Annotated in this window: 39 protein-coding genes, 1 tRNA gene and 1 pseudogene; 14 read left to right on the forward strand and 27 right to left on the reverse strand. The window is 67.9% G+C overall.

Annotated elements, in window-relative coordinates; translation table 11 throughout:
* Positions 1–8 precede the first annotated feature (8 nt).
* From QO011_RS28830 to apaG, 8 genes are all read right to left on the reverse strand, one after another.
* A complete protein-coding gene (locus QO011_RS28830) occupies positions 9–656 on the reverse strand; it encodes a flavin reductase family protein (RefSeq protein ID WP_307280033.1) in 648 nt (215 codons plus the stop codon).
* Positions 657–663: 7 nt separating this feature from the next.
* A complete protein-coding gene (gene argE / locus QO011_RS28835) occupies positions 664–1,830 on the reverse strand; it encodes an acetylornithine deacetylase (RefSeq protein WP_307280036.1) in 1,167 nt (388 codons plus the stop codon).
* 55 nt (positions 1,831–1,885) lie between these two features.
* Positions 1,886–2,410: an Hpt domain-containing protein gene (locus tag QO011_RS28840; protein WP_307280039.1), complete on the reverse strand. Its 525-nt coding sequence runs from the start codon at positions 2,408–2,410 to the stop codon at positions 1,886–1,888.
* Positions 2,410–2,955, reverse strand: a complete 546-nt coding sequence (locus QO011_RS28845; protein WP_307280042.1) for a response regulator — start codon at positions 2,953–2,955, stop codon at positions 2,410–2,412. Before QO011_RS28845 ends, QO011_RS28840 begins: the two co-directional genes overlap by 1 nt.
* 773 nt (positions 2,956–3,728) lie before the next feature.
* Positions 3,729–4,703 (reverse strand): Hsp33 family molecular chaperone, encoded by a 975-nt coding sequence (locus tag QO011_RS28850; RefSeq protein WP_307280044.1) that lies wholly within the window; start codon positions 4,701–4,703, stop codon positions 3,729–3,731.
* On the reverse strand, positions 4,700–5,641 hold the full coding sequence (gene argF, locus QO011_RS28855) for an ornithine carbamoyltransferase (protein ID WP_307280047.1): 942 nt from the start codon (positions 5,639–5,641) through the stop codon (positions 4,700–4,702). Before argF ends, QO011_RS28850 begins: the two co-directional genes overlap by 4 nt.
* Positions 5,642–5,646: 5 nt before the next feature.
* A complete protein-coding gene (locus tag QO011_RS28860; protein WP_307280336.1) occupies positions 5,647–6,843 on the reverse strand; it encodes an aspartate aminotransferase family protein in 1,197 nt (398 codons plus the stop codon).
* Positions 6,844–7,061: 218 nt separating this feature from the next.
* Entirely contained in the window at positions 7,062–7,454 is a 393-nt protein-coding gene (gene apaG / locus QO011_RS28865) for a Co2+/Mg2+ efflux facilitator ApaG/CorD (RefSeq protein WP_307280049.1), read from the reverse strand.
* Between the two features lie 248 nt (positions 7,455–7,702).
* Here apaG and QO011_RS28870 point away from each other — a divergent pair, with 248 nt between their 5' ends.
* Both QO011_RS28870 and QO011_RS28875 read left to right on the forward strand, forming a co-directional pair.
* The gene (locus QO011_RS28870; protein WP_307280051.1) at positions 7,703–8,401 is read left to right on the forward strand and encodes a hypothetical protein; all 699 of its coding nucleotides are present in this window, start codon (positions 7,703–7,705) and stop codon (positions 8,399–8,401) included.
* A gap of 195 nt (positions 8,402–8,596) precedes the next feature.
* Positions 8,597–8,671 (forward strand) — tRNA-Gly (locus QO011_RS28875).
* 60 nt (positions 8,672–8,731) lie between these two features.
* Here the strand turns inward: QO011_RS28875 and QO011_RS28880 are convergent.
* From QO011_RS28880 to QO011_RS28965, 18 genes and pseudogenes are all read right to left on the reverse strand, one after another.
* Entirely contained in the window at positions 8,732–9,976 is a 1,245-nt protein-coding gene (locus QO011_RS28880) for a site-specific integrase (RefSeq protein WP_307280054.1), read from the reverse strand.
* Positions 9,936–10,229: a hypothetical protein gene (locus QO011_RS28885; RefSeq protein WP_307280058.1), complete on the reverse strand. Its 294-nt coding sequence runs from the start codon at positions 10,227–10,229 to the stop codon at positions 9,936–9,938. Before QO011_RS28885 ends, QO011_RS28880 begins: the two co-directional genes overlap by 41 nt.
* Entirely contained in the window at positions 10,229–10,672 is a 444-nt protein-coding gene (locus QO011_RS28890) for a thermonuclease family protein (protein WP_307280060.1), read from the reverse strand. Before QO011_RS28890 ends, QO011_RS28885 begins: the two co-directional genes overlap by 1 nt.
* Positions 10,669–11,007 carry a hypothetical protein gene (locus QO011_RS28895; RefSeq protein WP_307280063.1) on the reverse strand — a complete coding sequence of 113 codons (339 nt, stop codon included), beginning with the start codon at positions 11,005–11,007 and terminating at the stop codon, positions 10,669–10,671. The genes QO011_RS28890 and QO011_RS28895 overlap by 4 nt, the downstream gene beginning before the upstream one ends.
* Positions 11,000–11,407: a DUF4326 domain-containing protein gene (locus QO011_RS28900; protein WP_307280067.1), complete on the reverse strand. Its 408-nt coding sequence runs from the start codon at positions 11,405–11,407 to the stop codon at positions 11,000–11,002. Before QO011_RS28900 ends, QO011_RS28895 begins: the two co-directional genes overlap by 8 nt.
* The gene (locus QO011_RS28905; RefSeq protein ID WP_307280069.1) at positions 11,404–11,700 is read right to left on the reverse strand and encodes a hypothetical protein; all 297 of its coding nucleotides are present in this window, start codon (positions 11,698–11,700) and stop codon (positions 11,404–11,406) included. Before QO011_RS28905 ends, QO011_RS28900 begins: the two co-directional genes overlap by 4 nt.
* A complete protein-coding gene (locus QO011_RS28910) occupies positions 11,694–11,864 on the reverse strand; it encodes a hypothetical protein (RefSeq protein WP_307280072.1) in 171 nt (56 codons plus the stop codon). The genes QO011_RS28905 and QO011_RS28910 overlap by 7 nt, the downstream gene beginning before the upstream one ends.
* 22 nt (positions 11,865–11,886) lie before the next feature.
* Entirely contained in the window at positions 11,887–12,354 is a 468-nt protein-coding gene (ssb, locus tag QO011_RS28915; protein WP_307280075.1) for a single-stranded DNA-binding protein, read from the reverse strand.
* Complete coding sequence (locus QO011_RS28920; protein ID WP_307280077.1) at positions 12,354–12,785, reverse strand: ASCH domain-containing protein; 432 nt, start codon at positions 12,783–12,785, stop codon at positions 12,354–12,356. Before QO011_RS28920 ends, ssb begins: the two co-directional genes overlap by 1 nt.
* Positions 12,782–13,093 carry a hypothetical protein gene (locus tag QO011_RS28925; protein WP_307280079.1) on the reverse strand — a complete coding sequence of 104 codons (312 nt, stop codon included), beginning with the start codon at positions 13,091–13,093 and terminating at the stop codon, positions 12,782–12,784. Before QO011_RS28925 ends, QO011_RS28920 begins: the two co-directional genes overlap by 4 nt.
* Entirely contained in the window at positions 13,086–13,409 is a 324-nt protein-coding gene (locus tag QO011_RS28930) for a TSCPD domain-containing protein (RefSeq protein ID WP_307280082.1), read from the reverse strand. Before QO011_RS28930 ends, QO011_RS28925 begins: the two co-directional genes overlap by 8 nt.
* Positions 13,406–13,749: pseudogene (locus QO011_RS28935) on the reverse strand (HNH endonuclease family protein). Before QO011_RS28935 ends, QO011_RS28930 begins: the two are co-directional and overlap by 4 nt.
* Positions 13,746–14,807: a PcfJ domain-containing protein gene (locus tag QO011_RS28940; RefSeq protein WP_307280084.1), complete on the reverse strand. Its 1,062-nt coding sequence runs from the start codon at positions 14,805–14,807 to the stop codon at positions 13,746–13,748. The pseudogene QO011_RS28935 and the gene QO011_RS28940 overlap by 4 nt, the downstream one beginning before the upstream one ends.
* Before the next feature lie 131 nt (positions 14,808–14,938).
* Positions 14,939–15,187 (reverse strand): DUF2312 domain-containing protein, encoded by a 249-nt coding sequence (locus tag QO011_RS28945; RefSeq protein ID WP_307280086.1) that lies wholly within the window; start codon positions 15,185–15,187, stop codon positions 14,939–14,941.
* 11 nt (positions 15,188–15,198) lie between these two features.
* Positions 15,199–15,774, reverse strand: coding sequence for a hypothetical protein (locus tag QO011_RS28950; RefSeq protein WP_307280089.1), 576 nt, complete (start codon positions 15,772–15,774; stop codon positions 15,199–15,201).
* Positions 15,771–15,998 carry a hypothetical protein gene (locus QO011_RS28955; protein ID WP_307280092.1) on the reverse strand — a complete coding sequence of 76 codons (228 nt, stop codon included), beginning with the start codon at positions 15,996–15,998 and terminating at the stop codon, positions 15,771–15,773. Before QO011_RS28955 ends, QO011_RS28950 begins: the two co-directional genes overlap by 4 nt.
* Before the next feature lie 106 nt (positions 15,999–16,104).
* Complete coding sequence (locus tag QO011_RS28960) at positions 16,105–16,350, reverse strand: hypothetical protein (protein ID WP_307280095.1); 246 nt, start codon at positions 16,348–16,350, stop codon at positions 16,105–16,107.
* A gap of 438 nt (positions 16,351–16,788) precedes the next feature.
* Positions 16,789–17,496: a LexA family transcriptional regulator gene (locus QO011_RS28965; RefSeq protein ID WP_307280098.1), complete on the reverse strand. Its 708-nt coding sequence runs from the start codon at positions 17,494–17,496 to the stop codon at positions 16,789–16,791.
* An 89-nt stretch (positions 17,497–17,585) separates the two neighbouring features.
* Between QO011_RS28965 and QO011_RS28970 the strand changes: the two genes are divergently transcribed.
* The gene (locus QO011_RS28970; RefSeq protein ID WP_307280337.1) at positions 17,586–17,858 is read left to right on the forward strand and encodes a transcriptional regulator; all 273 of its coding nucleotides are present in this window, start codon (positions 17,586–17,588) and stop codon (positions 17,856–17,858) included.
* Positions 17,859–17,920: 62 nt separating this feature from the next.
* Here the strand turns inward: QO011_RS28970 and QO011_RS28975 are convergent, their stop codons facing one another.
* Positions 17,921–18,193: a hypothetical protein gene (locus QO011_RS28975; RefSeq protein WP_307280101.1), complete on the reverse strand. Its 273-nt coding sequence runs from the start codon at positions 18,191–18,193 to the stop codon at positions 17,921–17,923.
* Positions 18,194–18,240: 47 nt separating this feature from the next.
* Between QO011_RS28975 and QO011_RS28980 the strand changes: the two genes are divergently transcribed.
* The 11 genes from QO011_RS28980 to QO011_RS29030 all read left to right on the forward strand — a co-directional run bounded on the left by QO011_RS28980 (position 18,241) and on the right by QO011_RS29030 (position 25,594).
* Complete coding sequence (locus tag QO011_RS28980) at positions 18,241–18,510, forward strand: hypothetical protein (protein ID WP_307280103.1); 270 nt, start codon at positions 18,241–18,243, stop codon at positions 18,508–18,510.
* Positions 18,511–18,572: 62 nt separating this feature from the next.
* Complete coding sequence (locus QO011_RS28985; protein ID WP_307280106.1) at positions 18,573–19,061, forward strand: hypothetical protein; 489 nt, start codon at positions 18,573–18,575, stop codon at positions 19,059–19,061.
* Positions 19,058–19,609: a helix-turn-helix domain-containing protein gene (locus tag QO011_RS28990; protein ID WP_307280108.1), complete on the forward strand. Its 552-nt coding sequence runs from the start codon at positions 19,058–19,060 to the stop codon at positions 19,607–19,609. Before QO011_RS28985 ends, QO011_RS28990 begins: the two co-directional genes overlap by 4 nt.
* On the forward strand, positions 19,606–19,887 hold the full coding sequence (locus QO011_RS28995) for a hypothetical protein (protein ID WP_307280112.1): 282 nt from the start codon (positions 19,606–19,608) through the stop codon (positions 19,885–19,887). Before QO011_RS28990 ends, QO011_RS28995 begins: the two co-directional genes overlap by 4 nt.
* The gene (locus tag QO011_RS29000) at positions 19,884–20,366 is read left to right on the forward strand and encodes a GcrA family cell cycle regulator (protein WP_307280114.1); all 483 of its coding nucleotides are present in this window, start codon (positions 19,884–19,886) and stop codon (positions 20,364–20,366) included. Before QO011_RS28995 ends, QO011_RS29000 begins: the two co-directional genes overlap by 4 nt.
* Positions 20,363–21,148 carry a DNA-methyltransferase gene (locus tag QO011_RS29005; RefSeq protein ID WP_307280116.1) on the forward strand — a complete coding sequence of 262 codons (786 nt, stop codon included), beginning with the start codon at positions 20,363–20,365 and terminating at the stop codon, positions 21,146–21,148. Before QO011_RS29000 ends, QO011_RS29005 begins: the two co-directional genes overlap by 4 nt.
* The gene (locus QO011_RS29010; protein ID WP_307280119.1) at positions 21,145–22,035 is read left to right on the forward strand and encodes a DNA adenine methylase; all 891 of its coding nucleotides are present in this window, start codon (positions 21,145–21,147) and stop codon (positions 22,033–22,035) included. The genes QO011_RS29005 and QO011_RS29010 overlap by 4 nt, the downstream gene beginning before the upstream one ends.
* Positions 22,032–22,253, forward strand: coding sequence for a hypothetical protein (locus QO011_RS29015; protein WP_307280123.1), 222 nt, complete (start codon positions 22,032–22,034; stop codon positions 22,251–22,253). Before QO011_RS29010 ends, QO011_RS29015 begins: the two co-directional genes overlap by 4 nt.
* Complete coding sequence (locus QO011_RS29020) at positions 22,250–22,645, forward strand: MerR family transcriptional regulator (RefSeq protein ID WP_307280125.1); 396 nt, start codon at positions 22,250–22,252, stop codon at positions 22,643–22,645. The genes QO011_RS29015 and QO011_RS29020 overlap by 4 nt, the downstream gene beginning before the upstream one ends.
* The gene (locus QO011_RS29025) at positions 22,638–22,880 is read left to right on the forward strand and encodes a hypothetical protein (RefSeq protein WP_307280127.1); all 243 of its coding nucleotides are present in this window, start codon (positions 22,638–22,640) and stop codon (positions 22,878–22,880) included. Before QO011_RS29020 ends, QO011_RS29025 begins: the two co-directional genes overlap by 8 nt.
* A complete protein-coding gene (locus tag QO011_RS29030; RefSeq protein WP_307280130.1) occupies positions 22,877–25,594 on the forward strand; it encodes a phage/plasmid primase, P4 family in 2,718 nt (905 codons plus the stop codon). Before QO011_RS29025 ends, QO011_RS29030 begins: the two co-directional genes overlap by 4 nt.
* Positions 25,595–25,841: the final 247 nt, after the last annotated feature.

Consider the following 25,841-nt stretch of genomic DNA (forward strand, 5'->3'; position numbering starts at 1 on the left):
CGCCGGTCTCAGGCCGGCGGATACGGGCGGCCCGACGGCGCGGCGGCGTCCCCGCCGCCGGCCGGGCGCGTCAGGGTCAGCGCGCGCTCGACCACGCCATAGTCCTGATAGCCCAGGCGCGACATCACCCGCATCGCCGCGGTGTCGACCCGGCCGCCGGCAATGAAGCGGTCGTCGACGAAGATGCCGACCACCTCGCCGCAGACGAGATAAGCCTCGCTCGGCCGGCCGTCGGCGTCCCTGAGATGGATGGTCTCGGTCCAGCGGCATTCCAGCGCCGCCGCGGCACGGGCGACGCGCGGCGGGCGCACCAGGCGGGAGGGCGCGGCTTCGAGCGCGGCATGGGCCATCTCGCTGTCGCCGCGCGGCAGCGGGGCCGAGGTGGCGCTCATCGATCGCCACAGGTCCTCGGTGACGAGGTTGCAGACGAATTCGCGCGTCTCCTCGACGAAGACGACGCTGTCCTTGCGCCCGTCGGAGGCGAAGCCGACGAGGTGCGGCCGGGCCTGGAAGGCGTTGAAGAAGGAATAGGGCGCCAGATTGACGGCGCCGTCGGCCGAGAGCGAGCTGATCCAGCCGATCGGACGCGGCACCACCAGCGCCTTGAACGGGTCGTGCGCCAGGCCGTGGTCGCCCTTGCGGGGTTCGTAGAACATGGATGCGCTATCTCAGCGTGTCGGCGAGGCGCCGGAGGAAGCCGGCGCAGGCCTCGATCTCGGACAGGGCGATCCACTCGTCGGCGCGGTGCGCCTGCTCGATCGAGCCGGGGCCGCAGATCACGGTGGGCACGCCGCCCTTCTGGAAATGGCCGGCCTCGGTGCCGTAGGCGACCGCGAAGGTCCGGTTCTGGCCGACGAGCCTCAGCGCCAGGGTCTGCGCCGCCGAGCCGGGATCGGGCGCAAGATCGGGCACGACGACGCCGAGCTCGGTGACGACCGAGGCTTCCGGCGCCGTGCGGCGCAGCCGCGGCTCGACCACCTCGCGGCCGTAGCGGCGGATGCGCTCGGGCACCTCGTCGAGCGGCAGAGCCGGCACGCCGCGGACCTCCCAGACGATGCTGGCCCGCTCGGGCACGATATTGACCGCCTCGCCGCTCTTGATCAGGCCGGCCTGGGTGGTGGAATAGGGCGGGTCGAAGCGGCCGGAGGGGTCGCCACGCTCGCGCAGCTCGTCGGCGATGCGGTCGATCTCGGCGATGATCAGGGCGGCGGCATGCAGGGCGTTGGCGCCCAGCGCCGGCATCGAGGAATGGGCCGGCCGGCCGACGATCGACGTGACATAGCTCGCCAGCGACTTCTGGGCATCGACCACCCGCATCTGCGTCGGCTCGCCGACGATGCAGGCGATCGGCATCGGCAGGTCGCGGCCGAACCGCCGGATCGCGTCGAGGCTGCCGTAGCAGGTCACCTCCTCGTCATAGGAGAAGCACAGGTGCAGCGGCGTCCTGAGGCCCGCGGCGAGGAACTCCGGCACCAGGGCGAGCGCGGTGGCGACGAAGCCCTTCATGTCGCAGGTGCCGCGGCCGTAGAGGCGCCCGTCCCGCGCCGTGGCGGCGAAGGGTGGGCTCGTCCAGTCCTGGCCCTCCACCGGCACGACGTCGACATGGCCGGAGAGGCAGACCCCGCCCCGGTCCTTCGGGCCGATGGTGGCGTAGAGGGCGGCCTTGTCGCCCTCCGCGTTCGGCAGGCGGATGCTCTCGACGCCGTGGGCGGCGAGGTAGTCGGCGACGAAGTCGATCAGCGGCAGGTTGGACCTGGCGCTGACGGTGTCGAAGGAAACGAGCTTCGCCGTCATCTCGATCGGCGAAAGATGCGGTGCAGCATGGGCCATGGGCCTTCGAAGCACCGATCGGGCGGGAAGGCAAGGCCCTCCGGCCGCCGCGCGCTCAGGCGACGGCGCGGATCGCCGTCTCGCAGCTCTCCTCCAGGCTGCGGGCCAGCAGCCGGGCGGTGGCGTCGCCCTCGCCCCGCACGTCCTCGCGCACCATGGCGCGGATGGCGTCGACATGCTGCTCGACCAGCACCAGCGGCAGGGCGCGGTCGTCGGCGATGCCTTCCAGGATGCGGCACAGGCTCGCCGCCACCTGCCCGGCAAGGGGGTAGCCGAAGGTCGCGGCCTCGCCGCGGATGTCGTGGGCGGCGCGGAACAGCGCGGCGCGCGTCTCCTTGTCGAAGCCGCGCTCGCGCACGATGGTGCGGGCGGCGTCGAGCACCTTGATCTCGTTGTGCATCCAGGCCGAGAACTCGACGGCGAGCTCGGCCAGCGCCTTCTCGGCCCGGGCGATGGCGCCGAGATCGACGGCGGGGCCGCCGCGGCCGGATGCGATCGCCTTCCGCAGCCGGTGCGGCGGATGCAGGACCTCGTGGTCCTCGAACACCTCGGCGCGGACCTCGTCCTCCCCCATGGTCATCAGATCGCCCCCCGCACCTTGTCGATCAGGGGTTGCTGGGGGATGACGTCGGCGGTGCCGCCCTTGCGCCGCTCGGGGCCGACATAGGTGCCGTGGAGGTTGCGCCGCCGGCAGGGGCCGAAATAGGTCTTGGTCTTGATGAAGGGCCTGGGATTGGCCACGACGTTGAGGACGCGCTGATAGAGCGCCTTGGCCGAGATGGGCTTGGCGAGGAACTCGGTGACGCCGGTGTCCCGGGCCTCGATGACGCGGCGCTTCTCCGAATGGCCGGTGAGCATGATGATCGGCACATAGGGATTGGCGTTGGCGCCGGGCTGGCGGATCATCGAGGTCAGCTCCAGCCCGTCGAAGATCGGCATGGCCCAGTCGGCGATGATGATGTCCGGCGAGAAGTTGGTGAAGGCCTCCAGGCCCGAGGCGCCGTCTTCCGCCTCGTGCACCTCGCGCGCGCCGAAGCCGTGCAGCAGGGTGCGCACGATGCGCCGCATATGGGCGTTGTCGTCGATGACGAGAAATCTGAGCTTGTTGAAGTCGATCCGGATCATGCGCCGTTCGGAGCCTCCCGCTGGACGATGCGGCGGACGTGGTTAACGGCGGGTTAGGGCGTCGGGCCGGCCGGGAAAAGCTTCGTGGCATGGTTGATGCGGGGCGGCGAGCAGCCAGCCGAAAGAAGAGTACCGGCCGACGGCATGCCGATGCCGGCCCGTGTGGTGTTCGCGTGGATGGGCGGGTCAAGCCCGCCCATGACGGTCGCGGGTGGCGCAACCGTTGTCGTCCTTGCCGCCACGGTTCCGTCATGGCCGGGCTTGACCCCATACGCGCTAAGATACCAGCAAGGACGTGGCAGAGGGCTCAAGGCGGGCAGAACGAGGCGCGACCCAAGCCTTCCCCACGCAAGTCGGATACATCCGACTTGCTCGTTAGAGGGCCCATCTCGGGAACACCCGAGATGGGTGGCTGGGGAAGGTGCCGGCCGAAGGCCGGCGGATGGGGTGTGGCGCGCAAGTCTGAGGCGGTGTTCGGCTTGCACATCCTGTTGGTGCAAGGGTTTGCAGGTAGCGGGCCCTGCCGACCACACCCCATCCGACCCGACTTCGTCGGGCCACCTTCCCCAGCTTCGTGGGGAAGGCTTGTTGCGCCTCCCTCCGCCCCGCCTCCGATCTTCGATACCGCTCCTCAGCTTATCTTAGCGCCTATGGGGCTTGACCCGGCCATCCACGCGAACAGAAGCGGCGGCGGCGATGGGCGCCGGCCCGTGCAGCCCGCTATCCGCTGCCGGACAGGGATCGCCAGCCCGATGTCGAGATCGCCGAGCCGCCTACGCCGCCAGCAGCGCCTCGACCGCCGGGGGATCGAACTCGTAGCGGGTGTTGCAGAACTCGCAGGTCACGACGATCGAGCCGTCGTCGGCCACCATGTCGCGCCGTTCCGCCGTGGAGAAATTGCGCAGCATGCCGGTCACGGCCTCGCGCGAGCAGCGGCATTTCTCGACGATGGGCTGGGACTCGAACACGCGCACGCCACGCTCGTGGAACAGGCGGTAGAGCAGATCCTCGGACGTGACGGTCGGGTCGGTGAGCTCGTGGTCCTCCACCGTGCCGAGCAGCAGCTTGGCCTCGACCCAGGCGTCGTCCTCGGCGGGCGCGGCGAGGTCGGCGCCTTCCGGCACATCGCCCGGCGGCAGGTCGGCCTGGCGCATGCGCTCGGGCACGGCGGGGAGGAACTGGATCATCATGCCGCCGGCCCGCCAGGCCGGGCCCTCGCCGGCGGCGAAGCTCTCGGCGACGGCGAGGCGCACCCTTGTCGGGATCTGCTCGGACTGGCGGAAATACTGATCGGCCGCCGCCTCCAGGCTCTCGCCCTCCAGCGCCACCACGCCCTGGTAGCGCGACATGTCCGGGCCCTGGTCGATGGTCATGGCGAGATGGCCGGCCCCGAGCAGCTCGACCGTGCCGGTCCGGCCCGCGGCGACGGCGGCGGCCACCGCCGCCGCGTCGAAGGTGGCGCAGGCGCGCACCCGGTCCGGCGCCTGGAAATCGACGACCAGCATGCGGACCGGCCCGTCGGTGCGGGTCTGCAGGATGAAGCGGCCGTCGAACTTCAGCGTGGTGCCGAGCAGCAGGCAGAGGGCCGTGGCCTCGGCCAGCGCCCGCGCCACCGGCTCGGGATAGTCGTGGCGGCGCAGGATGGTGTCGACGGCCGGGCCGAGGCGCACCACCCGGCCGCGCACGTCCAGCCCCTCCGCCTGGAAGGGCAGGACCCGGTCGTCGCCCGACGCGGTCTCGCCGCTCACAGGCGCACACCCGCCGCGGCCTGCCCGCCGAGGCCGAAGCACCAGGCCAGCACGCCCTTCTGGGCGTGCAGGCGGTTCTCTGCCTCGTCGAACACCACCGATTGCGGCCCGTCCATCACCTCGGAGGTCACTTCCTCGCCGCGATGGGCCGGCAGGCAATGCATGAACAGCGCATCCCGGTGGGCCGCCGCCATCAGGCGTGCATCGACCTGGTAGGGGCGCAGCAGGTTGTGACGATGGCCCTCGTCGTCGCCCATCGACACCCAGCAGTCGGTGACGATGCAATCGGCGCCGTCCACCGCCTCGTAGGGGTCGCGGGTGAGCTCGAGGCGGGCGCCGTTGCTGCCGGCCCAGGCGACGAGGTCGGGACGCGGCGCCAGCTCCGGCGGGGTGGCGACGCGGATGGTGAAGTCGAAGCGCTGCGCCGCATGGACCCAGGAGGCCAGCACGTTGTTGGCGTCCCCCGTCCAGGCCACGGTGCGACCCTTGATCGGGCCGCGATGCTCCTCGTAGGTGAGCACGTCGGCCATGATCTGGCAGGGATGGGTGAGCTTGGTCAGGCCGTTGATGACAGGCACGCTGGCATGGGCGGCGAGCTCCTGCACCGCCGCATGGTCGAGCATGCGGATCATGATGGCGTCGACATAGCGCGACAGCACCCGCGCCGTGTCGGCGATGGTCTCGCCGCGGCCGAGCTGCATCTCGGCGCCGGTGAGCATCAGCGTCTCGCCGCCGAGCTCGCGCATGCCGACATCGAAGGAGACGCGGGTGCGGGTCGAGGGTCGCTCGAACACCATGGCCAGCACCTTGCCGGTGAGCGGCCGGTCTTCGGCCCGGACGCCCTTGACGCGCCGCGCCTTGATCGCCGCCGCCTGGTCGAGCACGGTCCGGAGCTCGTCGGCCGGAACCTCGGAAAGATCGAGAAAATGCCTGATCATGGCGGTCACTCGGCTGCTGCGGGCGACTGGCCCCGCTCGAGGGCGGAGCAGGCCGCGTCGATGCGCCGCACCGCGTCGCGGATCTCCTCGTCGCTGACGATCAGCGGCGGCAGCAGGCGCACGACATTGTCGCCGGCCGGGATGGTCAGGAGCTTCTGCGCCCGCAGCGCCGTCACCATGTCGGCGAGCGAGCCGCGGACCTTGAGCCCGAGCAGCAGGCCCTCGCCGCGCACCTCCTCGATCACGCGGGGGTGGCGGTCGATGAGCTCGGCCAGGCGCTGGCGCAGGAGGAGGCCGGCGGCGGCGACGCGCTCGAGGAAGCCCTCCTCCAGCACCACGTCGAGCACGGCGTTGCCGACCGCCATGGCGAGCGGGTTGCCGCCGAAGGTGGTGCCGTGCACGCCGGCCGTCATGCCCTTGCCGGCCTCGGCCGTGGCCAGGCACGCGCCCATGGGGAAGCCGCCGCCGATGCCCTTGGCGACCGCCATGATGTCGGGCGTGACGCCGGCCCATTCATGGGCGAACAGCTTGCCGGTGCGCCCGACGCCGGTCTGCACCTCGTCGAACATCAAAAGCAGGCCCTTCTCGTCGCACAGGCGCCGCAGCTCGCGCAGCGTGGCCGCCGGGAACGGGCGGATGCCGCCCTCGCCCTGGATCGGCTCGACCAGGATGGCGGCCGTGTCCGGCCCGATGGCGGCGAGCAGCGCCTCGGGATCGCCGAAGGGCACCTGGTCGAAGCCGTCGACCTTGGGGCCGAAGCCTTCCAGGTATTTCTTCTGGCCGCCGGCGGCGATGGTCGCGAGCGTGCGGCCGTGGAAGGCGCCTTCCACGGTGATGATGCGGTAGCGGTTCGGCTCGCCATTGGCCGAGTGATACTTGCGCGCCATCTTGATGGCGCATTCCAGGGCCTCGGCCCCGGAATTGGTGAAGAACACCGTGTCGGCGAACGTCGTGTCGACGAGGCGGCGCGCCAGGCGCTCGCCGCCCGGCATCTGGAACAGGTTGGAGGTGTGCCAGACCTTCTGCGCCTGCTCGGTGAGGGCGGCGACCAGATGCGGATGGGCGTGACCGAGGGCGTTGACGGCGATGCCGGCGCCGAAGTCGAGATAGCGCTCGCCCGTGTCGGAGATCAGCCAGACGCCCTCGCCTCGCTCGAACGTCACATCCGCGCGGGCATAGGTCGGCAGGATCGCGGACTCCACGGGCTCCTGGTGCGGGACGGTCGGGTGCGGTGCGCTGGTCACGACGGTGGCTTTCATTGGCTCCGAAGGGCGAAGAGAGGCCCAGAAATCAAAACGCCGCCCCGATGGGGCGGCCGCTCTGCAGGGATATATTAGGCGTGGGGCAGGACCTGTCAACGCCCGGAACGGGACGGTCCCGGGCGGGACAATCCCGGGCGGGACGGGATGCCGCCGCGCCGTCAGTTGACGACGCGCCGGACATGCGGGCTGTCGAGCGAGAAGGCCGGGATCGACACGGAGAAGCTCTCGCCGCTCTCGCTGGTCATGCGGTAGGAGCCGACCATCAGGCCCGAGGGTGTCGGCAGCGGACAGCCGGACGTGTATTCGAAGCGCTCGCCCGGCCCCAGCACCGGCCGCTCGCCGACCACGCCGGCCCCGCGCACCTCGTGGCGCCGGCCGATCTCGTCGGTGATCTCCCAGAAGCGGGATTCCAGCTGCACCGTCTCCGGGCCCATGTTCACGATCTCGACCGTGTAGGCCCAGAAATAGTGCCCTTCCTCGGGCCGGGATTCCTGAGGGAGGTAGCGGGGCTCGACGGTGACCCGGATCAGGCGCGTGACAGCACGATACATGGCGCATCGCTCCCTGGCAGGCGGCAGGTTTCCGACAATCATAGCGAGTGGCACGGAATTTCAAGAGATATTTGGCCTGCCGCCTCGCCATGAGGTGGTATCGGCGCGCCGCGGCGGCGGCCCCGGGGGGCGCTCGCTGCGGTCGACTGCTCCGCGTGCGCGGGCCTCGCATGGTTACCGTTGCGTTAATCGACTCTCGACTCCCGGTCGCATCCGCGCAACTATGCCGGGAGTTCGGGGGGACTTCCATGTTCAAGCTGCTCATCGCCGCCGCGGCGACCACCATGCTCGCCGGCTGCGTCACCACGCAGAAGGCCAGCTTTCAGCCCGGACTTGGGCAGCAGGCGATCATCCGGGATGGTCGCCCCTCGATCCAGTCCAGGCTGGCGCGCTCGACGGCGGTCGTGGCTCCCGCCTCGCGGGCGGCGCAGATCGGGGCGCGGCCGACGCTGGTGGTCGGGCTGTTCAACCAATCGCCGCAGCCGATCACGTTCCAGCTCGACAGCGTGCGGGCCTGGCAGGTCGGCGGTCCGCAGGACGGCAAGCCGCTGAAGGTCTATTCCTACGAGGAGCTGGTGCAGGAGGAACGCGGCCGGCAGGTTGCCGCGGCGCTGCTGGTGGGCGTCGCCGCGGCCGCGAACAGCTATGCCGCGTCGCGGTCGAGCTACAATCCCTACATCAACACCTGGAACCAGCACGTCGCCGCGGCCGAGAACGCCGACATGATCGCCGGCACCGCGGCACGGGGCGAAGCGAACCTCGCCGCGCTCGAGCAGACGATCATCAAGGACAACACCATCATGCCCGGCGAATGGTATGGCGGTGTGCTTCAGATCAACGCCCCGGCCTATGCCGACGCCGCCAAGCCGACGGCCTACCACGTCGCCATCGAGCTCGGCGGCGAAACCCATCAGATCGACGTGGTGCAGACGCCGATCGGGCAGTGAGCCGGGGCTGCCGGCGCAGACGGCCCTGATCCACTCGACGTGCCAAGACGGTCCGCCGAAAAAAGCCCGCGGCCGGCACCCCGGGCTTGATCGTCGCGGAGGAAACCGGGTACAAGGGGGTCCCACTTTTGGCGGCGACGCCATCCGGTGGGACAGAAGCGGCCTGAAAGCTTGTTGATTTCAACGGCTGTTTTCGCGGGTGTAGTTCAGAGGTAGAACGTCAGCTTCCCAAGCTGAATGTCGTGGGTTCGATTCCCATCGCCCGCTCCAGTCCCATCAATGACTTAGCAGCGCTCCAGGCCTCCGGCCTGGAAAGGCCCCGGAAAGCCCCTACTTTCCAGACGTTTCCGGCCTGTTCCGGTGCTTCGTCCGCAGCGAGGCGACCGTCCTGCTCGCCTTCAGCCCTTCGCCACGGATGTACCGGCCCGTCATCTTCGCCGAGGAGTGCGTCGCGACGCGCTGCAGGTCGCCGATGGTGGCGCCGGCCTCGTCGCCTTCGCTGATCGCGCCTGCCCGGCTGTCGCGGTTCCAAATCGCCTTCGGCACACCGGCGGCGTCGGCGATCGCACGCCACTCGCGGCCGAAGGCGAACTCGGCATAGGGACGTCCGGCCGTCTCGTCCATGATCATCGGGCCGAGGCGCTGCGCCTTCGGGATCCGCATCAGCTCGGCCATGACGAGCGGCATGCGCTTGAGGTCGTGTGACGCCCTCGCGCCGTTCTTCGTCGTGTCCTTCGACAGCACCAGGTCGTCGCTGATGTCCTGCCAGACGAGGCCGCCGGTCCAGACGCGCCGTCCGAGCCGGTAAGGCGAGGCGTGCTCGTCTCCCAGCGCCAGCCATTGGCCAATGACGTCGACCTGGCGCAGGGCGGCCTCGAACTGCAGCGCCTGGGCCAAGGCGATCGACGGCCGGCCGAGCTCGTGCGCCTTGGCGATGATGGCGACCGCGTGCTCGTAGGCAACATGCTCCCTACGCTTCGCTGGCTTGGCGAACTCCATCTCCTCAAGGATCTCCCGCAGCCGCCGGCAGGCCGAGACGCAGCGCTGATCCTCCACCAGCTTGCCGAAGGTCGTCATCGCCCGCAGGCGGTTGATGACGCCATGCGCCTTGCGCACGCCATCGGCCGAGCCCTGGGTGCGCTTCTTCGTCTCCTCGTACCAGCGCAGGAAATCGACGGCCGTGATGCCGGCCAGCGTGCGCTTGCCGAAGGCGCGCTCGATCACCTTGACCTCGTGCAGGTAGCCGCGGCGCGTGTTCGATTTCACGCGCAGGAAGGGGCTTGCCTCATGCTCCTGATACATGCGGCAGAGCGAGCGCAGCGTCCCGTCATACTTGGTCGGTGCCGCCTTGCCGGTGAGCCAGGCTTCATAGGCGGCCTGATGCCTGCGGCACTCCGCGCGGATCAGGTCGTGATGCTCGGGGTCGGCGGGGTCGAGGTCGTCGATCTTTACCGAGGCCGGCTCGTAGCCGTCCCTCGCAGCCTTGCGCGGCGCTCGCCATCGGAGGGTATAGCCCGCGGCCCTTTGCTCGATATCAAGCCCTGGGGCGTCGGCGATCCTTGGTGTTGAGGGCATCGAGGTCCTCCTCTTCGGCTTGGGACGGCACGATGCTAGCACGCGCGTCGAGACCGTGGAGGCGGTCGAAGAAAGCGCGGACGGCCGGCCAGTAGCGGCGCTTCGAGATGGCGTCCGGCGGCGGCAGGTGCAGCCGTTCATAGCGCCGGCGCAGGCGTCGCCAGGAATCGACCGAGAAGCCGAGGCGCTCGGCACACTCGGTCTCCGTCACGAATAGCGTCGGCTCGCGGCCGTGATGGTCGGCGACGGACATTATCGTCCGGCACCGCACCAATGGGCGATGCGCTCGGCATGCGCCCGGCTGCCCGGCCTGTAGGGCAGCGCCATGCCCTCGCGCATCAGGAGCTCGCCGGCGTCGCCCTCGCCCGTGGCGATGTCCGCCAGGGTGCGGCCGTAGCGGTCCAGCCGGCCCGCCCGCGTGATGGTGACCTGGTGGCCGCGTAGGATCTCGCGCAGGCGATCCGCGGCCATCAGGCCGGCCTGCAGCTCGTCGTCGCAGTGAGGGTGCCAGGTCTCCGGCGCGTCGATCGCCGTGAGGCGGATCCGCTCGGAGCAGCCGGGCCCGGGCCTGACGCAGGGCAGCGCGACGGTGTCGCCGTCGATGATGATGATCTTGTCGCCGTCGATCGTCTCGGCGCCGGCCGGGCCGCCGAGCAGGGCGAGGAGGATCGAGGCGGTGGCGATGCGGAGGATCATGGCGCCCTTCCCTCGAGGAGGTGGCGCGCAATCTTCTCAGCGAGATGCCAATGCGCCTCGGCCCTCGGCATCGATCGCCATTCGCGATCGGCCAGCACGGCAAGGGCCTCGCAGGCGGAGAGGCCACCGCGCTCCGCGAGGCGCGACAGCGACTGGCTATGGTTGCGCAGCGCCTGGCGCTCGTGGGGAGCGATCATGGACCACGGGATTCCCAGCACGAGCAGGGGCGTTCCACGGGCGCGCATATCGGCCACGATGGTCCGGTACTCATGGTTCAGGGACATGATCGGAAAGAGATCGGGGATTGGTGCCAGGATGGGTGCGGCATCAGGCATTGGAGCCTCCCACGGGTTCGCAGAGCGGTCGGTTGGCGGTTCGGCCAAGAACGTCGGCATGGCATGGCGCGCAATCCGAGCAGTCGACATCGAAGGGTTTGCCGGCCTTGTGGGCATCGCAGAGGCGGCACCAGCAGGCGAGGTTCAGGCCGCGCAACCCAGGCAGCGACGCCACGACGTTGCGGCGAGCACCCATCTGCGCCTCGATCGTGGCCTTGCACGTCAGCACGACGTGGCCGCCGAGCACCCATTTGTACTGGTCGACGCATTCGGCGGCCGTGCCGTCCCAGCCGACGACGAAGGGGTTGCCGAGCGGCGAGGATCGGTCGACCTTGCACGTCATGGCCGGCATGCGCCAGCCCTTGCGGCGCGACAGGCGGATGCGGGCGGGCCCGGTCATGACGGCACCTCGGCCGGCCGGGCGGCCTTCTGTGCCGTCTCGGCCACGTCGCGCGGGACGAGGCGGAACAGCTCGAGGCGGAACACGTCGATCTCGCCGGCGGCGTTGGAGTTGTCCGGCAGCTCCTCGAGGCTGATGCTGTGACGGTGCACATAGCGGCGGTCACGCGTCCAGTAGCCCGGCTCGTGCAGCTTGCGGATGGTGTAGATCTCGCCGAGGTACAGCGCGCCGTCGTCATCGGGCGCGATGCACTGGACGAGCGCGCCCGGCACGCAATCTTCGACCCTCAGCATGGCCGTTCGCCTCCGGATGATGCGGCGGCGGCTTTCATATCGGCGAGGGCCCTGGCGACCTGCAGACGCTGCGCGGCGGCGAGCGCGAGCACCACGGCAGCAGCGTCGTCGCCGGCGGCCTGCGCGCGCTTGGCGCCGGCCAGCAGCCAATCGATCCCCACCATCAGATCCGGCGAGATCTTCGGGTCAGAAAGGGATGTCATCGTCGAAGGCCGGCTGTACTGGGGAGGGTTTCGCGGACGTGCTCGCCGGCGCCGACGAGCGCGTGGTGCCGTAGCTCTCCTCGCTCGGTGCCTGGCGTTCGGCTCGATCGAGCAGCGTCAGCTCGCCGCGAAAGGTTTTGAGCACGATCTCGGTGCTGTACCGGTCAGTGCCGTCCTGCGCCTGCCATTTGCGGGTGGCGAGCTGGCCCTCGACATAGGCCTTGGAGCCCTTCTTCAGGTAGCGCTCGGCGACGTCGGCGAGACCTTCGTTGAAGATCACGACGTTGTGCCACTCCGTGCGTTCCTTGCGCTCGCCGCTGGCCTTGTCCCGCCAGGTCTCGGAGGTCGCGATCGAGAATCTCACGATCTTGGAGCCGGCAGAGGTGTTGGTGACCTCGGGATCCTTGCCGAGGTGGCCGATGATGATGACCTTGTTGACGGTGCCGCTCATCAGAACAGGCTCCCTTGAGCACCGACCTTAGCGGCCGGCTTCGGTTTCGGATCGATGGGGGTGAAGTCAGGCTCGAAGAAGCCGAGCATGCCGCGGCAGGGCCGGAAGGGCAGCGGGCGGGCATTGTGGATGAGGAAGCCGAATTTGCCGACGAACCACGGGCTCTTCGAAGCGGTGAAGCAGCCAACGATCTGGGCCTCGCCGATGATGCCGCCGGTCTCGAATTCGGTCGGGCAGTCGAAGGGGAGCCGCTCGCCGGTGACAGGGTGGCGGCGGTTGCGGACGTCTGCGGCGGCGTACTCGTCCAGCTTCTTGCCGGCGTGGATTAGGACCGGCCCGCGGAACGCGGTGGGCCAGTCGCGGTTCTCGACGTCCTTGTGGCCGTTGACGATCAGCCAAGCCCACGGCTGCATGATGGAGAGGGCCTTCATCGGGGCATATTCCGCGACGCGGCGCGGTCCAGGCGCTCGATCTCGGCTATGATCATAGCGGCAGCCATGACGAGCCGGCGCCTTTTGTCCGGCTCCGGCTTCAACGTCCAGCGGCTGCCGATCTCAAGCGCTATCTGCAGCTCAATGAAGCTGTCCTGCGTTACAAGCGAATTGTCGTAGGGGATAGCGTACAGAGCTGCCGCGAGCGCGATCTCACCGCAAGAGTGCCCATCGTCGTGCTCGGCCGTGGATCCCTTGGCGACCTGGCGCCGGCGCTCGGCCGCGACCTCTGCGATGACGTCAGCCATGGGAGGTTCCCCCCAGCTCGACGATCGCCGCCACGACAGAGCCGACGATGCTTGCCGGCCGGCCGCCGTCGTCGCGGGTCAGGGCGTGGTTGATGGTCTCGATCGGGCAGTCGTGCTGCAGCGCCAGGCTGGTCAGGATGGCGGCGTCGCGGACGGCCGCCTGCAAATCGGTGCCGGCCTTCGGGCCGCCGATGAAGACCTCGGCGACGGCGGCGTTCTCGCCGTCGCCGCCGACCGAAACGGTATAGACGTTCTGACCATGCTGGACCTGGAAGGTCAGCGAGGGGCGGCAGTTGGGGAGTTTCCGGCGTGTCATGGGGAGACGGCCTCCGCGATGATGGCGCGCGCGGCGTCGCGGCGCGCCTGATTGCGCTTGTGGGTGACGAGCTCGGTGTGCTCCGACCAGGGATTGATGCAGCGTCGGCGCCGGCCGGGGCAGCAATGGTCGAGCTGCTTCCGCGGCGGGATCGGGCCATGCTCGACGATCCACATGGCCGGTGCACGGCGACGGTGCCGCCGTCCAGGCTCATGCGGGGATAGCCGCGGCCTCGCCCGCCCTTGCCCGAGGTCGGGCCCGTTCACAGCCAGCAGCCCGTGGCGGGGTCGATCTCGACCCGCTCCATGATCTTGGCCCGGATGCGGTCGCGGCGGGTCATGCCGGCACCCCGGCGGAGGCCGTCTCGGCATCGTTGCAGGCCCCGAGGAACCGCGTGGCGGCAAAGGCGACTGCAGGGTCCGGAGCGCGGTTGCAGGGGCCCTTGACCTGCTCGATCTGCCATTTTTTCCGGCGGACCAGTTCAAGGGTCGCGATCCGCTTTCCGTCCCGGCGGATGCTGAAGATTCGAGACTTGCCTTTGATCACGGCGCCGGCATAGCTCGCGACGCAATGGTGCATCGCCCGGCCATCTTCGTGCAGGGCGAGGCCGGAGCGCAGGGCGACAAAGTCCAGGCCGTCGATCTGCAGTTCGGCGGGCAGAGCACCGAGGTTGATCTCGGCCTCATAATCTTGCCCGTGGTTGCGGAAGAAGGCCTCGGCCTGGCTATTTTTGGCAAGCTCGCGGTGCCATGCCTCGGCAGCCTTATAGGCGCTCTCCCAAGTCCATGCCCTGTTGAAGCGCTCGCGCAGATGCAAGGCGAGATCCGCGACCTCCCGCCATTGCTGGAAACTGCCCGAGCGGCTGAGGGTGGTCGCAGCCCAATCCAGCAGAAGCGATCGCAGGACGCCACGGCTCTCCATATGCCGGCGCCATGCGCCCAGAGCACTCAGCCATTCGACCTGCGTCGCGGTGTCTGCCGGGAGCGCCTGCGCAAGGACCGATGGCGGGAGCTTCGACAGATCCTGCAGCAGGGGCAATTGCCCCGGGCGCAAGGCCTTGCCGTGAATGCTCCTCAACTGAGGAGCGAGCTTGAGGGAAGCGAGGACATCCTTCAGCCGTGCGCCGATCTGCCTAAGCAGCGGATGTTTGTACTGTCTTTCCGGCTTCAGGCCTGCATGGTCCAGCACCAGAGCGAGAACCGGAGCTTGCCCGAGGGTCTGATAGCCGTAAGGGTGGGACCGGGCGATCACAGCGGCCGCCATCCGAAGATCCAGGTTGTCATAGAGCTCCATCGCGTCCTGGACCGCGACACGCTGCCACGGGGCGTCGCCCAAGGTCGGGAACGGCATGGCCGAGAGGTATTCACCGAGGGATGGCGCTGGCGCAGGCTTCGTCATTCCGCAGCCTCCAGGAAGAGCGGGAGCGCCTTGGCGGGCCGATCCTTGACCTCGCGGGGGCGATAGTTGGCCGAGACGAGCGCTTCGGCCTCCGCCGCCGGCAAAGCTGTCGATGACGAGCTCGCGCATGGTCAGCCCGGCATCCCGAGCGCCTGCAGGTAGAGCTCGAGGATCGCGTCTTCCTCGGCCCGCTCGTCCGCCGGCTTCTTGCGCAGGGCGATGATCTTGCGGAGCACGCCGACGTCGAAGCCGTTGCCCTTGGCCTCGCCGTAGACTTCCTTGATGTCGTCGGCGATGGCTTGCTTGTCCTCTTCCAGGCGCTCGATGCGCTCGACGACGGATTTCAGCTGGTCGGCGGCGACGGATGTCGTGTCGGTCATGACGGTGCCTTTCAGGGCAGGACGTGGGGGAGGAGGCGGCGCAGCTCGGCGAGGAAAGCCTCGTGCACGGTGTGCCAGGTCGGCGCGGGGCGGATGGCGATCCCGACGGGCGCGGCGCGCACCGGCAGCGCCCGCGATCCCGGCGGGAACAGGTGCCGGTGCTCGGTCACCAGCATGATGTCGTCGGCGGCCTTGACCTCGGCCTTGATCTCCGGCGCCGGCGGCCAGGCGAGGCCGGCGCGCACGTGGATGGCGGCGTCGATCCGGCCGAGGATGCGATCGCGCGCGGCTCGGAAGCCCGGCTGCTCGTGCTCCATGGCGACCTGGAACGGCCGGGTGTGGTCGCCGACGACATATTCGCGGCCGTCATGCAGGAGGGCGTAGGGCTGCGCCCGCCGCGAGACGATGCGGCAGACGTTGATCGAATGCTCGCCGACGCTGATGACGGTGCCGGGGGTGGCGCCGACCCAGCGGGGCAGCTTGGAGAGCTGTTCCGACATCGCGACGAAATCGACGTCGTCGGGATCGGGCGACAGCAGGTCGAAGGTGCGGCGGCCGGCCGTCGGGAGCCAGGATGCGGCGTTCATGCTGCATCCCATCCGCGCGAGGCCTGCCAGGGCGGGGCGGCCTTGCCCGTCGCCTCGCGCTGGCGCTCCAGCCGTTCGATGCGCTGGCGCTGGTCGAGGAAGCCGCAGCCGACCGTCAGGCCGGCGGCGCCGCACAGCACGATTCCGACGGCGACCGAGCCGGTCATGCCGACGATAGCCCCGGTGGCGGAGCCTATGGCGAGACCGATCCAGATCTCGCGCATCAGAGCAACCCCGCGCCGGCGGCGTACCAGATGCCGATCCCGAACAGGAAGAGGCCGAGCGCGGCCGCTTCCCCGAGATCGTAGGCGATGGCCTTGAGGCGGGGCATCAGGCGGCCCGCCGCGAGCCCAGGGCGATCGCCTCGGCCCCATACTCTTCGATCTGCGCCTTCGACCAGCCGCGGCGCCGCAGGTCCGCGTCCTCGATCGTGGCATCCTCGCCGCGATCGAGAAGGAACTTGCTGACGTCCTTTGCCATGGCCTTGACGTTGGCGGCATGTGCGGAAAGCGCCTGGCGGGCAAGGCAAACAGGCGCCGAGGTCGGCTGCTTATGCGAGCGGATTGCGGGAAGCATGGGGCTCTCCATCCGTCAGCGACGGGAGACCATCTCCCGGTGAGGATGGAAAATGAAAGCACGACTTTCATTATCAGGCAAGGCAAAAATAAAAGCCTGCCTTTCATATCGGTGGCCACTGATTCGGCTGGACTCTCTGGCAATTCTCCGGAATCAATGGAACGAAAATGGAACGCTGGGGAGCGTCACGATGAATGAGCATCTTGAGGGGCTACCCCTCGAGCGCGTGCAGTCGCTGGAAATTGAGTGCGCCGATTGCGGCCACGTGAGATGGTTGCCGACCCGAAAGATCGCTGCGCATTCGACCGACGCCACAGTGTGTCAGGTCGCGCGGAGGCTCTTTTGTTCGCCATGTCGCGAGGCCGGACGTGAAGGAAGGACGCTGGAAGTCAATCCGCGACGTCCGCCCTCTGGCTATGTGCGTTTCAGCAAGTCGCCTCAGATGCCCATAAGTTCACGCATGGGGATGATCCGGTGAATCCGGAGGATTTCGGCGGATGCGTATGTCAACCGTTTCGGCGGATTGAATTGTTCACATACGAGCTCGGTTCGTGAGCGGGTCACAAGCTTTTTGATATAGCTTTTTCCCTTGCTGCCATCCTGGCGTGGGACTGTCTCAATGACGACGTAATCGCCAGGAATTGGCGGCCGGCCGCCGCAATATACGAGATCCCCCGGTTCGTACCGAGGAATCATGCTCTCGCCAATCACGTGCAGAGCGAAGACGTTCCTTGCATTCGCTATGCCCGGAGGGCGGCGCACGCGATCGATGACGTCTCCATTGATCTCGAAGTCATCCTCATCGTCGCTGTCGCCGCCCTGCGTCACGCCAAGCACGTCCACTGTCAATTCACCGCGCTCTATCCTACTTGGATCGGTGACCTGCTCAACCTCTGATGGCGCCTCGCGCTCTTCGTCCTGAAACTCAAGGCGCCCGGCTTGTGCGGCGGCCTGGTCAATATTGAGCAGATCGACGAGCGCCTGCCAGTTGGCGAGCCGGATCTTATTTTCGTTGCGCTCCCACTGCCCGACCGCAGCGATCGACACGCCAAGCTCCGATGCGACCTTCGCGATCGTCATCTTCTTCGCCTTTCGCGCGGCGCGGATAATGGAGCCTAAATCCGAAACCATGCCGCTTTCATGCATTAAGCGCGCCCTCGTCGTCCATGAAAGAAAGACTTGTAACTAAATGAAGCTTGTGCTTTCATTTTGGCATGAGCGAAGAACCCCTTGGCATGTCGCCCGTGGAACGGGCCATCAGCGTCGTCGGCGGCGCAAGCGCTGCCGGTCGGGCTCTTGGGATCACGCCGCAGGCCGTCGGCCAGTGGCGTCGGATCCCAGCTGAGCGCGTGCTGACACTCGAGAAGATCAGCGGCATCCCTCGACATGAGTTGCGCCCAGACCTTTACCCCCCGCCTGCCGTTAACGCCGAGGTCGGGGCCGCCGCCGGGTCGGCATGTGATGCGTCCGACCCGGCGGCACTTTCGTCCCTGGAGGCCGCGGAATGAGCGATTCAGCCCTTCGTGCCGACATCCGTGGGCAACTGGCCGGGAGCGACTATGGCCGGCTGCTAGCCACGCCGTGGCGGCTCGATCTCGGTCCGCATCTTGTCGATCGAGGCCCTGGCGATCTCGAACATGATGACGGTCCGTTCCTCTTGCTCTGGCGTGAGGCCCTTCAGCGTCTCGGCCTCGATGGCGTCGAGGGTCGCGAGCGCCTCCGCCAGCAGTTTGCGGCCGCGGGGCTTCTCCCGCAACAGCAGGACGAGCACGAGCTCGATTGCGAGGAGACGTGCCGGAACCTGGTGCTCCAGCTGATCGAAAACGTTCTGCGTCGAGGTCAAGGCTGGTCTCCTGATGGCATGGGTTCGTCCGACGGGGATGCGGAATGATGCATCTCTCGCGCGACGACGTCGACATGGCGGCGCTGATGCTCAACGCCGGTGGCGATGAGCGGCTGATCGCAGTCACCCTGCGCGCCTCCAAGGTCGCGCTCGCCGCCGCCATGCCGCGGATCCGGTCGCTCGCCGCTTTCTATGCCCGTCTCGACCGTCGCCGCGAGGAGCTGATCCAGCGCATGGAACAGCTGCGCGCGCGCCTGCCGGCGGCGGATATCGATCTCTCTCACAGGCTGCATCGCTCCACCGGTCCCCCGCAATGACGTAGCGGGACCCTCGCACTCGCCGCCCTGTTTCGCACCGAAAAAACACGAAGGTGATTTTCGTGGACAATCCCCTTTTGCCCACCGGCATGACCGGCCTGATCAAGGCGGCGACGCGCGATCTCGTGCTCGCCGCCGGCGGTCCCGCCCGCGTCAAGGAGATCCTCAAGGTCTCGGACGGCCAGATCTCGAAGTGGCAGGGCGACGACTATCCCGACCTGATGCCGACCTGGGCGGTGGCGAAGCTGTCCTATGTCAAGCAGACGCCGGCGTTCGCGCGGTTCCTGGCCGCGCTGGTCAACCACGAGGTGGTGCCCGTTCCGCCCGACGACGAGGGCGAGTCCGACCTGATGGGCGACCTGGTCGGCGTCACGCGCGACGCCGCGCAGGTGACGTCGGCGCTCGGCGAGGCGCTCTCCCCCGCCTCGCCGGGCGGATCGAGCGTCACGCCGTGCGAGGCGAAGGGCACCCTGAGCAAGATCGGGCGCCTCGAGCGCCGGCTCGACGGCACCAAGCTGCGCCTCGCCGCGGTGGCCGGGAGGCGGGCGTGAGCAACGCCCCGACCTGCCCGTGCTGCGGCGCGCCGGTCGATCCGCTCGCGGTGCTGATCGACGAGGCGAACCTGACGATCGCCCATCGGGGAGACGTGGCGAAGCTGACGCCCGACCAGTTCCGGCTGTTCCAGCTGTTGCTCGACACCTATCCGCGCCCGGTGGAGCGGGACCGCGCGTTCGACCTGCTCTATGGGGCGCGGCTGGACTGCGACCAGCCCGAGCCGAAGATCCTGGACATCCAGGTTTGCAAGATGCGGCCGCGCCTGGAGCCGCTCGGCCTCGTCGTCACCACGGCATGGGGCATCGGCTGGACGCTGACGCTCGCGCTGCCCGAAGCCGCGGCGGCTCTCAGGGAAGAGGGCGTGCGGCGGCGCCTGAAGCAGGTTCGCTACGACGCCGCCCATGACGAGAAGATCAAGGCGTTGCGGGCACGCGGCTACGGCCTGGCGTCGATCGCGCGCATGCTCGGCATCGGCTACGGCGCGACCGAGCGCGCGATGACGCGCCTCGGCCTGCTGGGCGAGCGGCAGGGGACGGCGGCATGATCGTGGTGTCGCGGCCAGCGATAGCCCTGCCCGATCGGCCGTTCGGCGAGATCGCGCTCGACCTGCACATGACCGCGTTTACCGAGGGGGCGAGCGTCACCGCCCTGGAGGTGTTCATCGCCTCGCTCCCAAGCCCGGAGCCCGTCCACGTGCGCACGCTGGTCGACGTCAGGCGCAGGGCGGCGCTGGTTGGCCGCCTCAGCACGCTTTTTCGGCAGCTGGAGCCGGTCGAACCGCAATGCCGCGCCATCCTGGCTGCACTGGAGGCGCGGCCATGACGGTGAAGGGATGGACCGAGGAGCGCAAGCAAACGGCGAAGACGATGTGGCTTTCCGGCCAGACAGCGGCTGCGATCGCGGCCGAGCTCGACTGTGGCGTTTCGCGCAACGCTGTCATCGGCATGATGCAGCGCCTGCTCGGTACGGGTGCCAAGCCGAGGAAGCAACCAAAGCCGGCCCCGGTGAAGAAGGTCCGGCCGAGCCGAACCTCGCCGCGTTCGACGAAGGTGGCGGCTGGCTGGGATGGGACAACGGTGATCAACGGGCCTGTGGCCGAGGTCGTGCCGCCTCTTGTCGAGCAACCGCCCGAGCCCCGCACCTTCTGGAACTTGCGCTTGCGGGATTGCCACCGGCCGCTGTGGCACCACTTGGAGCGCCCATCGGTCGACGCGATGCTGTTCTGCGGGAAGCCGGTGGTGCCCGGCTCGTCCTGGTGCCCGGCCTGCGCGGTGATCGTCTACCAGCAGGGGACGGCATGAGCCGCATCGAGCAGCTCGGCGACGGAGTGACGCTGTATCTCGCCGATTGCCTATCGGTGATCCCGACCCTGTCGCTGGTCGACGCCGTCTTTGCCGATCCGCCATACAGCAGCGGCGGGCAATTCCGTGGCGACCGCATGAGCCGGACGACCGACAAGTATCAGTCATCCGAACACCGCGGCCTCTACCCCGAATTCAGCGGCGACAATCGCGATCAGCGCGCCTACGCCTATTGGTCGGCGCTTTGGCTTGGCGCGTGTCGCCAGGCTTGTCGACCTGGTGGGCTGGCCGGCCTCTTCACCGATTGGCGGCAACTGCCCACCACGACGGATGCTCTGCAGTCTGGCGGCTGGGTCTGGCGAGGCATCGCCGTCTGGGACAAGACGGAAGCCGCCCGTCCGCAGAAGGGTCGGTTTCGAAACCAATGCGAATATCTGGTCTGGGGCAGCAATGGTCCGTTGCCAGTTGAAGGCCCTTGCGCGCCAGGCGTGTTCAGGCAGGCGATCACCTCCGACAGCAAAGAGCACGTAACCGCCAAGCCGGTGAACCTGATGCAGCAACTGCTGCAGCTCGTTCCGGCGGGCGGCATTGTCCTCGACCCATTCATGGGCAGCGGTACCACCGGTGTCGCGGCCGTTCAGAGCGGGCTGGGCTTCATCGGCGTCGAGATCGAGCCGACGTATTTCGACCGGGCCTGCCGCCGGATCGAGGACGAGATCCGCCGGCCGCGCATGTTCGCGACCGCGCCGCCGAGGGCGGCGCAGGGAGCCATGGAACTATGAGCGCCCCCACGCGGCCCGCTCTGCGCTGGCATGGCGGCAAATGGAAGCTGTCTCCCTGGATCATCGGCCACTTTCCGCCGCACCGTGTCTATGTCGAGCCCTTCGGCGGCGCGGCCTCGGTGCTGCTGCGCAAGCCTCGAGCCTACGCCGAGATTTACAATGACCTCGACGACGAGGCCGTCACGCTGTTCCGAGTCCTGCGCGATCCCGAGACCGCCGCCGAGCTCCGGCGCCGCCTCGAGCTCACACCCTTCGCCAGGACGGAGTTCCGGGCCGCCTATGTGGCCGCGGATGAGCCTGTCGAGTGCTCCCGCCGGCTGATCGTTCGGAGCTTCATGGGTTTCGGCAGCAACGCGCATGCGTCGCAGCACAAGGGGCACCGCTCGACGGGCTTCCGGGCCAACTCGTCGCGCAGCGGCACCACGCCGGCGACCGATTGGGCGCATTACCCGGCCGCCATGGACGCCCTGGTGGAAAGGCTCGCCGGCGTTGTGATCGAGTGCCGGGACGCCAAGAAGGTGATGTCGGCCCACGACGGGGCCGAGACGCTCCATTACGTCGACCCGCCGTACCCTCAAGAGACGCGCGCCCGCGGAAATCGATACGACCTTGCTTGGCGGATGTATCGGCACGAGCTGTCGGACGAAGACCACGCCGAGCTGCTCGCATTCCTCGGCAGGCTGAAGGGGATGGTGGTGCTCTCCGGCTATGCCTGCCCGCTCTACGACGATGCGTTGGGCGATTGGCGCCGGGTCGAATCCTTGGCCTACGCCGACGGCGCCCGCGAGCGCACCGAGGTGCTGTGGATCAATGCGGCCGCAGCTGCCGCTCTCGACCGGGCAGCCGCCGGCGGGCCGCTGTTTGAAACAGCTGTGGCGGCCGAATGATCGACCTCGACAGCCTCCCGCCCTGGAAGCCGAGGACCGACGGCGAGGCCGACCGGTTCCATGTCGAGGCCTGTGCCTCCTGCTTCTGCGTCGCCTTCTGCGACCGGTACGACCGGGCCCTGACGCTGGAAATCGGCAGCCCGGCCTATCCGCATGACCTTCGGCTGGGCGCCGATGGCCGGCCGGTGTGCCTCAACCGGACGGAGGCGTCGTCGTGAAGTGCGTTGTCAATCATCCCATCCGCCGCGGCCGGCTCACCGAGACCGATCATGACGCGATCATCATGTTCTCGGCAAAGAAATACACGCCCGGTCGCATCGCGTCGATAATTGAACGGCACCCGTCGACTGTTCGTTTCTATATGTACAGTCACGGCCTCATGTCGCCACCTGGGCGATATCGGGTAAAACCATGCGTGCGCAACGGTCGTTTGGTGAAGCCGTTCGATCGGGATGAGGACGTCTTTATTCAAGTCTTGAGAATTCAGGGATACACGACCACGAAAATTGCCGAGATGACGACGAAGCGCTTCGGTCATCCTCGCACTCCTGCAACGATCGTGACGCGGCTGAAGATGTTGGCGGCCATGGAAGAGGCGCGCCATGGCTGACGCGCCGGGCCACCCGGTCTCCCTGCAGAGTCTTCGCTCGTTCGCGCTCGATGAAGCCTATCGCTGCTCGCTCATGGCCGATGCCCTCCGCGGCGATCGGTTGACCCGTCAGGCGGCCGAGGCGAACGAACAACGCGCACGCATGCATTCCGCCTGCGCAGCCCTTTGCTTTGCCCTGATCTCCGGCGATCGCACCGTGGTCCGCGACTACCTGGACAACGGCATACGGGCATGACCGAGTCTAATGCGACGCTGCAGGCGGCCCTTGCCTATGCCGCGCGGGGCTGGGCTGTATTCCCATGCGATCCGCATCCGGAGCCGCCGCGTTCAAAGCGTCCGCTTGTGGCGGCGGAGAAGGATGAGCAAGGGCGATCTATCAAGGGCACGGGCTGGCCGAAGAAGGCCAGCGTGGATCCTGATCAGATCAGGGCATGGTGGCGGAAATGGCCCAAGGCGCTGATCGGCCTCTGCCCCGGTCGGGCTGGCGCGCTCGTCGTCGATCTCGATCCAAAGGAAGAACCGGTCGACGTCGTCGAAAGGCGAATCGAGGAGGCGATCGGCGGTCCGCTGCCGGAATGCCCCCGCACGCTGACCAGGTCCGGAGGTTATCACCTCTGGTTCAGGCGGCCAGAGGGCGGCGCAGGCAATTCCAAGCCGCTGAAGAATGTCGATATCAGGTGCGATGCCGGCTACGTGATCGTGGCGCCGTCGGTCATGGCGGACGGAAAGACCTATGAATGGGTCAGTGCGCCCTACAGTGGCGAAGCTCCCGATCTCCCACCGAAATTGTTGGAGCTGATCAGGGCGCGTGAGGAGAAGGCCGATCGCAAGGCGGAACCGGCCGGGGCCGACAACGTCGTGCCACTGCGGCGCCCACCGGCCAAAGCCACGCCGGCCGAGGAGGCGAAGAGGCGCTACGCACGGGCAGCGCTCGACAAAATCGGAAAGGACCTCGCCGAGACGGCCAAAGGCCGTCGCGGCACCGCTCTCTATCATGCCGCGGCAGCGGCGGGCCGCTACATGGCCGCCGGCGTGCTCGGCGAGCGGGAGATCCGCGCCGCCCTGCAGGACGCTGCGGACGCCTGCGGCCTGACCACGGACGACGGTACCAGGCGCGTCGAATATGAGATGCGACGGGGCCTCGAGGCGGGGCTCGCCGACGCGGCAGAGACGATCGAACGGCTCGACGGGATCGGGCAGGAGGCCGAGCGCAAAGCCGCCAGGCGCAGCGCGCCGCCGGCGCCGCCGCCGACCGGGCCAGAGGACTATGGCGGATCGCCGGCCGGGCCGCGCCGTGAGGCCGACCAGCCTTCGGGCGACGGATCCGGGGGTAAGGGATCGCCGCCGCCGCCAGAAGGCCCGGAGTTCGACGAAGAAAACGTCAAGTATTGCGCACGACTGGAACAGAATGACTCGGACAATGCGCAACGGCTGATCCGCCATTTCGGCCATCGCTTCATCAACGTGCGCGATGTCGGCGTGCACGTGTGGGTCGGCACGCATTGGGAGAAGGAAGGCGGGGAGGAGGCGCTCGAGCGGTTCGCCCAGCGTGTCGCGAAGGCGATCGCGCTGGAAGCCTTCTTCATCGAGCCCTCGAAGAACGATCGGAAGCTGCTGGAGCTGGCAGAGCCGCTTAAGGGGCGCCCGGTCAACGAGCTTTCGCCCGAGGAGAAGGTGCTCCTCACGGAGGCGATCCAGGCCGAGGCTCGCGCCGCCAAGCGCCGGGCCGATCGACGGAAATTCGCGATCTCCTGCGGAAACCGAGCCCGGACTGTTGCGATGATCGCGCAGGCCAAGGCGCACAAGACCATCACCCAAGACCAGCTGGACCCCGATCCGCTCGTCATCAACTGCCTCAACGGCGTGCTGCGCGCGGCCTGGGAGCAGGATCTTGAATGCCCTGATCCCGAGATTGTTCGCAAGGTATGGGCCGTCAACTTCAGAGAGGGCCATGACCCTGCCGATATGATCTCGAAATGCATGCATGTTGCTTACGAGCCTCACGCAACGTGCAAGCGCTTCGAAGAGTTCATCAATCGGTTCCAGCCCGACAACGACGTGCGGTGGTACATCCAGAAGTCGCACGGCTACGGAACGACCGGGCTTACATCGGTCCAAGCTCTCAACTTCCACTATGGTGGCGGCTCCAACGGCAAATCCGTCTTCATCACGACGATCTCACGCCTGATGGGCAGCTACGCGGAGATGATCCCTTTCGCGTCGCTGGTGACTGAGCAGCAGAGGCGGGGCGACCAGGCAAACCCGGACATCATCCGGCTGCCGCGCGTGCGCCTAGTGCACGCCTCGGAGCCGCCGAAGAACATGAGCTGGGACGAGGCGCTGGTGAAGCAGTTGACCGGCGGCGAACCCATGCTCGCCCGGGGGCTGTTCCAAGGGTTCGTCACCTTCCGCCCGAAATTCAAGCTCGCCGTGTTCGGCAACATCAAGCCGACGGTGGATGGCGTCGATCACGGTATCTGGCGACGACTGCGCATCGTGCCGTGGAATGTGACGATCACCGAGAACGAATCTCGCGACTTGGACGACGTCGTGGCCGAGATGCTGGAAGAGGCGCCAGGCATCCTCAATTGGTTGTTGGCCGGCCTGCTGGGCTATTTCAGGGAGGGCCTGCGGCCGCCGGACAGCGTGCTCGAGGCGACCCGAGAGTACCGGGACGAGAACGACCCGGTCGGCGCCTTCGTCCGTGCCCACGTTGAGACGGCGCCAGGCGAGAGCATCGCTGCCCGTGAGTTCTACCACGCATACGTTGCCTGGGCGCACGCGAACGGTGTCAAGCCGATCAACGAGACCCGGTTCGGCCGTCTGATGCCGCAGAAGGGCTTCCGTCGGACGGACGATCGTATCCGGCACTACCTCGACATCCGCTTGCACGACGTGCCCGTCGAGCCGCCCCGCAGCCCCGATTTCGGCCCGAACGACCCGTTCTAACCCTCGCAAACAGTTGCCTTGCGAAGGTCCGCGACAGTTCTGCGAAGGTTTCAGCGAGGGTTGAGAGAATGGAATGCCGAGCAAAATCAACACGATGGCGAAGCTCTGCGAGGGTTGCGAGGGTTTCCGCCCGCGTATGTGCGTGATTATGGGGGTCAGGGGTTCATGGGCCTGGAATGGAAATCTCTATGCGTAAGCCCGATAAAACCTTCGCAACTATCGCGAGATAGAAGCAAGCATCTGAAAA

The organism is Labrys wisconsinensis (assembly GCF_030814995.1).
Taxonomy (GTDB): Bacteria; Pseudomonadota; Alphaproteobacteria; order Rhizobiales; family Labraceae; genus Labrys; species Labrys wisconsinensis.